Origin of the sequence: Hydrotalea sp. (assembly GCA_030054115.1) — a bacterium.
Lineage (GTDB): Bacteria > Pseudomonadota > Alphaproteobacteria > JASGCL01 > JASGCL01 > JASGCL01.
In genome coordinates this window covers 1-6,198 of sequence record JASGCL010000057.1, presented here as the reverse complement: position 1 = coordinate 6,198, position 6,198 = coordinate 1, and the positions used below count along the sequence as shown (strand labels likewise).

At 51.1% G+C, this 6,198-nt stretch carries 5 protein-coding genes; all 5 read left to right on the top strand.

Going from position 1 to position 6,198, the window contains the following annotated elements:
• The first annotated feature begins 51 nt into the window (after positions 1 to 51).
• The 5 genes from rimP (at position 52) to QM529_07295 (ending at position 6,047) form a co-directional block, all read left to right on the top strand.
• Complete coding sequence (gene rimP, locus QM529_07315) at positions 52 to 774, top strand: ribosome maturation factor RimP (protein ID MDI9314463.1); 723 nt, start codon at positions 52 to 54, stop codon at positions 772 to 774.
• A 12-nt stretch (positions 775 to 786) separates the two neighbouring features.
• Positions 787 to 2,301, top strand: a complete 1,515-nt coding sequence (gene nusA, locus QM529_07310; protein MDI9314462.1) for a transcription termination factor NusA — start codon at positions 787 to 789, stop codon at positions 2,299 to 2,301.
• A gap of 92 nt (positions 2,302 to 2,393) precedes the next feature.
• On the top strand, positions 2,394 to 4,838 hold the full coding sequence (infB, locus tag QM529_07305; GenBank protein MDI9314461.1) for a translation initiation factor IF-2: 2,445 nt from the start codon (positions 2,394 to 2,396) through the stop codon (positions 4,836 to 4,838).
• A 44-nt stretch (positions 4,839 to 4,882) separates the two neighbouring features.
• Complete coding sequence (gene rbfA, locus QM529_07300) at positions 4,883 to 5,230, top strand: 30S ribosome-binding factor RbfA (GenBank protein ID MDI9314460.1); 348 nt, start codon at positions 4,883 to 4,885, stop codon at positions 5,228 to 5,230.
• Between the two features lie 4 nt (positions 5,231 to 5,234).
• On the top strand, positions 5,235 to 6,047 hold the full coding sequence (locus QM529_07295; protein ID MDI9314459.1) for a M15 family metallopeptidase: 813 nt from the start codon (positions 5,235 to 5,237) through the stop codon (positions 6,045 to 6,047).
• Positions 6,048 to 6,198 lie beyond the last annotated feature (151 nt).

Below are 6,198 nucleotides of genomic sequence, written 5' to 3'. Positions count from 1 at the left end.
CCCCTTGCAACGCCGCGCCATTCGTGCTATTGAAAAAACATACCAATAAAGATGATTTATGGGTGGCGTGGCGGTGAAAACCTAACCATCAGCCGCCTATTTTTTTACCCGTTTTTATATAACTATTCATTACCAACCCATTCGCCGCCCCATGCATTACCCCACGCCGCAAAAATAAAAACCATGCTCGAACAAAAAATTATCGATATGATTAAACAACCCGTCGCCGACATGGGTTACCGCCTGGTGCGGGTGAAATTATTGGGGGCAAAACGCAACCCGATATTGCAAATCATGGCCGAACGGTTGGACGATAAACCCATGGGGATAGAAGATTGCGAAGCCATCAGCCGCCATGTAGCCGTGTTGTTCGACACGGCCGAGGTCATGGCCGATAGATACCGGCTCGAGGTTTCATCCCCCGGTGTCGACCGGCCGCTTATCACGCCCCAGGACTTTCAAAAAAATCTCGGCCATCTATGCTCATTATACTTGAAAGAATCATCAGAAAAGGGTAGAAGAATAAAGGCCGTTATTAAGGAAATGGTGGAGGAAAATGGTAATTGGCGATTGCGCCTCTCCTACACCGAACCCAACATGCAACATAACGGCAATAAAAAAGTAAAATTTAAAGACAAAAATAAACCAGGCAACCAAAAACCACCAGAAGAAATAGAAATAAATTTTGACAACATCGACACCGCGCAATTGGTCATGACCGAAGAATTAATGCGCGAGGCCTTAAAAAAAATGAACGACGAAAACAAAGAATAGAAAGACAAAAAAATGATTAACGAAAATATATTAATGATTATCGACAGCGTGGCGCGTGAAAAAACACTCGAACGCGAGGATATTTTTCAAGCCGTCGAAATGGCATTATCGCGCGCGGCCGAGGAAAACTACGGCAAGGGGCAAGACATCCGCGCCACCATGGACCGCACCACGGGTAAGGTAACCCTAAAACGTTACAAGGAAGTGGTCGCCGAAATCGAATTTGCCGAAAAACAAATGACCGAGGCCGAGGGCGCAAAACATGGCCTCGCGCTGGGTGAATTTTGGAGCGAAGAATTGCCGATGGTCGATTCGGGGCGCATCGCGGCCTATGCCTCTAAACAAGTTATCGTGCAAAAAATCCGCGAAGCCGAAAGATTGCGCCAATATGAAGAATATAAAGACAAGGTTGGCGAAATTGTCCTTGGCACTGTCAAACGCGAAGATTACGGCAATTTGATTCTGGACATCAACCGCGCCGAGGCAATCTTGCGCAAGGACGAAATTATCCGCAAACAACGCCACAAAATTGGCGAACGGGTGCGCGCCTATATTTACGACGTGAAACGCGAATTAAAAGGCCCGCAAATTTTCCTTTCCCGCACCCACCCCGATTTTATGAAAGCATTGTTTAAACAAGAAGTGCCGGAAATTTATGACGGCGTGATTGAGGTCATGGCCGTGGCGCGTGACCCGGGTTCGCGGGCGAAAATTATTGTTCGGTCGAAAGCCCCCAACATCGACCCGGTCGGTACCTGCATCGGGATGAAGGGTTCGCGCGTCCAACAGGTTACCAAAGAATTGTTCGGCGAAAAAATCGACATCATCCACCACACCGACGACCAACGTGCCCTGCTGATTGAAGCCATGGCACCCGCCGCGGTGCAACGCGTCGTGATTGACGATGTCGAAAAAAATGCAAAAATCATTGTCGACAACAGCGACGAAAAACAATTGGGCATGGCCATCGGCTCGGGCGGGCAAAATGTCCGCTTGGCGTCCATCCTCACCGGTTTTGATATCGACATTTTAACCACCGAGGATTTCAACAAACAGCAAGAAGAACAAACCATGGCGATTGTCAATTTGTTCAAAGAAGCCTTGGACGTCGACGACATCTTGGCGCGCTTGCTCTATACCGAAGGTTACAAGGCGGTTGAGGAAGTCGCCCTGGTCGACCCCGAAGAATTGATGAAAACCGAAGGCATCGACGCCGACATCGCGCAGGAATTACAATTGCGCGGCAAAGCTTACCTCACCAAACATGAAAAAGAGGTCGAGCAACAACTCGATGCCCTCGGCGTGGATAAAGACATCAGAAAAATTGACGGCCTGTCGCGCGACATGATTATGAAACTCGCGGCGCAAGATATCAAAACCATCAAGGATTTTGCTTACCTCGACGCCGACGAATTATGCGGTTACAAAGACGGCATATTGAAAGATTTCTCCATCAAACGCGACACCGCCAATCAATTGATTATGACGGCGCGCGAAATGGCGGGATTAATCGAAAAAGCATCATAAAGTTTATTCCAATTTTTTGGGTCTGGCCATGACAACATAATTCTTAACCACCATAACAAAGGAGTCTTTCTTTAAGCAGTAAAGGTAAAAAAATGAACGACGATAGTAAAGAAAAGAAAACATTAAGTCTTAAGACTCCGGTAAAGGTGGGGCGGGCCGGCGATGTCAAAAAGAAAATTTTCCAGCGCGATGACAGCGGCCATTTGCGGGTGGTGTCGCCCGGTGCGTTGCAACAACAACGGCAAGAAGGCCGGCAAAATCTAACCGACCAAGAACGCGCCAGCCGCGTAAAAATTTTGGCGCGCGCGGCGCAAAGCAACGATTTTGGTAAAACCGACAAAGAATTTATCAAAGGGCTAGAAGCCAAAGAACAAAGCCGCAAATTGGAAGAAAGCCAAAAAGAAGTCGAATTAAAAAAGAGCCAGGAAGAACGCCGCCGCATCGCCGAGGAAGACCGCAAAAGGCGCGAGGCCGAGGCGCGGCGCAAATTTGAACAAACCGCGAAGCAAGCCGGCATCAGCGATGAAGTGGCGGTCGAACCATCGACCATGACATCGGTCGCTGGTTCAATGCAACGGCCGGGTGGCGTGCCCGCCAAAAAAGGCCGCGGTGGGCGCGACAGCAATCGTTTTCAAAAACGTCGCGGCAATAGTTTTAACAAAGCAAAATTAATTTTGGGCGACGCCGATAGCGAACGCCAGCGGTCGGAGGCATCGGTACGCCGCGCGCGGCAAAAAGACCGGATGAAGGCGATGGCGCAGGACACCCAAGAAAAAGTTTACCGCGAGGTTATTTTGCCCGAAACAATCATGGTCGGCGATTTGGCAAACCGCATGAGCGAGCGATTGCAGGATGTGATTAAAAAATTGATGCAGATGGGAATCATGGCGACCCAACAAATGATTATCGACGCCGACACCGCCGAATTGATTATTCATGAATTGGGGCACAGCGTCAAACGCGTTGCCGAATCGGACGTAGAAAATATCTTGAAAGATGAACCAGCCGAGGATGTGGCATTATTAAAACCGCGCCCGCCGGTTGTCACCGTCATGGGCCATGTCGACCATGGCAAGACGTCGTTGCTTGATGCGCTTCGCGCGACCGATGTTGCCGCGGGCGAGGCCGGTGGTATCACGCAACATATCGGCGCGGCACTCATCCATTTAAAAAATGGCAAGGCGATAACGTTTCTTGATACCCCCGGGCACGAGGCCTTCACCGCCCTGCGCGCGCGCGGCGCGATTGTTACCGACATTGTGGTGTTGGTGGTCGCGGCCGACGACGGCATTCAAGCGCAAACCATCGAGGCAATTCACCATGCCAAGGCGGCCAACGTGCCGATGGTGGTGGCGATTAACAAATGCGACAAACCCGGCGCCGACCCCGACCGCGTGCGCCAAGAATTATTGCGCGAGCAAATTGTTGTCGAACAATTGGGCGGCGAGGTGCAATCGGTTGAGGTGTCGGCCAAATCAAAATTAAATTTAGAAAAATTGGAAGAAGCGATTTTGTTGCAGGCCGAAATTTTAGATTTAAAAGCCAACCCCAACACGCTGGCGCGCGGCGTGGTTATCGAATCAAAAATCGAGCAAGGGCGCGGGCCGGTTGCCACCGTGATTGTAAAAAAAGGAACATTGAACGTCGGCGATATTTTTGTCATGGGGTCGAGCATCGGCAAGGTGCGCGCATTGTTAGACGACCACGGCAAGCCAATCAAACACGCAACCCCCGGCACGCCGGCCGAGGTGTTGGGGTTGCAAGCCCTGTCGGAGGCCGGCCATGATTTGGTGGTGTTGGAAAATGAATCAAAGGCGCGCGAGATTGCCGATTATCGTTTGCGCAAGAAAAAAGAATCCGACATGGCCAAAATGCGGCGCGGCACCATGGAGCAGATGTTTGCCAATATAAAATCGGGCGCGCAGAAAAATTTACCGCTGATTGTGAAAACCGACGTGCAGGGTTCGCTGGAGGCTTTGTTGGCGGCGTTCGACAAGATGGGCACCGCCGAAGTCAAGGCGCAGGTGTTGCACGCCGCGGTTGGGCCGATAACCGAATCGGATGTTGCGCTGGCGTCGTCGTCGGGCGGGATCATTATTGGGTTCAATGTGCGGGCCGGTGCCAACGCGCGGCAAAATGCAAAACGCGACAGCGTTGATATTCGTTATTATTCGATTATTTATCAGGCGATTGATGATTTGAAAAATTTGTTGAGCGGGCTGTTGGCGCCCGAGGAACGCGAAGATTACTTGGGCGTGCTCGACATTCGCGAGGTTTTCAAAATCACTGGCTCTGGCATGATTGCCGGTTGCATGGTCGAGGAGGGGCAGGTAAAACGCGGCGCGTCGGTGCGGTTGTTGCGCGACAATGTGGTGATTTATGAGGGGAAATTGCGGCAATTAAAACGTTTCAAGGAAGATGTGCGCGAGGTCGGGGTCGGTTACGAATGCGGCGTGCAGTTGGAACGATTCGAAGATATCAAGGTTGGCGACAAGGTTGAATGTTTTGAAATAAAAACTATCGCCCGCAGTTTATAAACCGGCGCGGCAAAACTCGCCGCAATAATAATGATGGTGGAAGCATGCTGAGCAAAAGACAATTACAAATGGGGGAAGTTATTCGCCACGCCCTGGCCGAGGTTTTTTTGGCCGAGGTTTTTCACGATCCGCAATTGCAAAACCTGCGGGTTACCATTTCGTCGGTGGTGATGTCGCCCGATTTAAAAAACGCCAAGGTTTTTTTTGTCGCCGCTGGGCAAGAACAAACCAAGGCCGTTGTCACCGCGCTGAACAAATTGGTGCCATTTTTTAAAAGAACATTGGCCAAAAAATTGCAAATTCGTTACATGCCGACCCTACGCTTTATCGCCGATGATTCGTTCCAGGTCGCCGAACATATCGAAACCTTGCTCCATAATTTAAAAAAATAACGCCATGCAATTTGCAATGCACCCCGATGTTTTGACATTGCGGCAAAAACCGATTCCCGATTTGACGCCGGCGCGGGCGCGGCGCGTGGGGTATCGCGACCAGGCGATTGATAAATCGTCGCCGCATTTTAACGAACCATTGGTTGACGCGGTGGCCGCCGGTTTGTTGGGAAAAAATTATTATCACCGCGCCGACAACCCGCCATATTATCGGTCGGTGCCGGGTTCGATAAAAAATTTATATTCACGGCAAAGCGTGGTAGAAAAATTATTGGCGGTCGATAAAAAATTGGCGGGGTGGGGGTTGAAGATTTTTTTGCACGATGGTTTTCGCCCGCGCGCGGTGCAGGCGTATTTTCACGATGTGTGGATGCCGGCCGAGGTGCGCCGCCGCCACCCGCAATTTGATGAGGCCGATGTGAAGCGCGAGACCGAGGCCTATTGGGCGGCCCCGACGTCTGGCGATATGTCGCCCGCGCCGCACGAAACCGGCGCGGCGGTTGACATGACATTGATGGTGGCGGCGACCGGCGCGGAATTATACATGGGGTCGATTTTCGATGACCTGAGTTCGCTGGCGCACCCCGATTATTTTGAACGGCGGTTGCCGGGCGGCGAAGGAAAAACCGCGCTGTTCGAATCGTTTTCTGACGAGGAGGCATTGGCCAATCGGCGGTTGATTTATTGGTTGATGGCCGACGCCGGTTTTGCCAGCCACCCGAATGAATGGTGGCATTTCAGTTGGGGCGACCAGATGTGGGCGCGGCTTCACGCCGTGCCGGCCGCTCATTATGGGTTGGCGGCGATGCCACGATGAAAAAGTTATAAGAATAAAACGCGAATTAACGAAGCCACTACGTATTTTTATCCCTCGTCGGCGGCTGAAGCAATGGAGGGGTGGCGGTATTTTGTGATTGGCGAACCCACCCAAAAAATATCTCCACCGCTGGCGCGGTGTTCGTATTTTT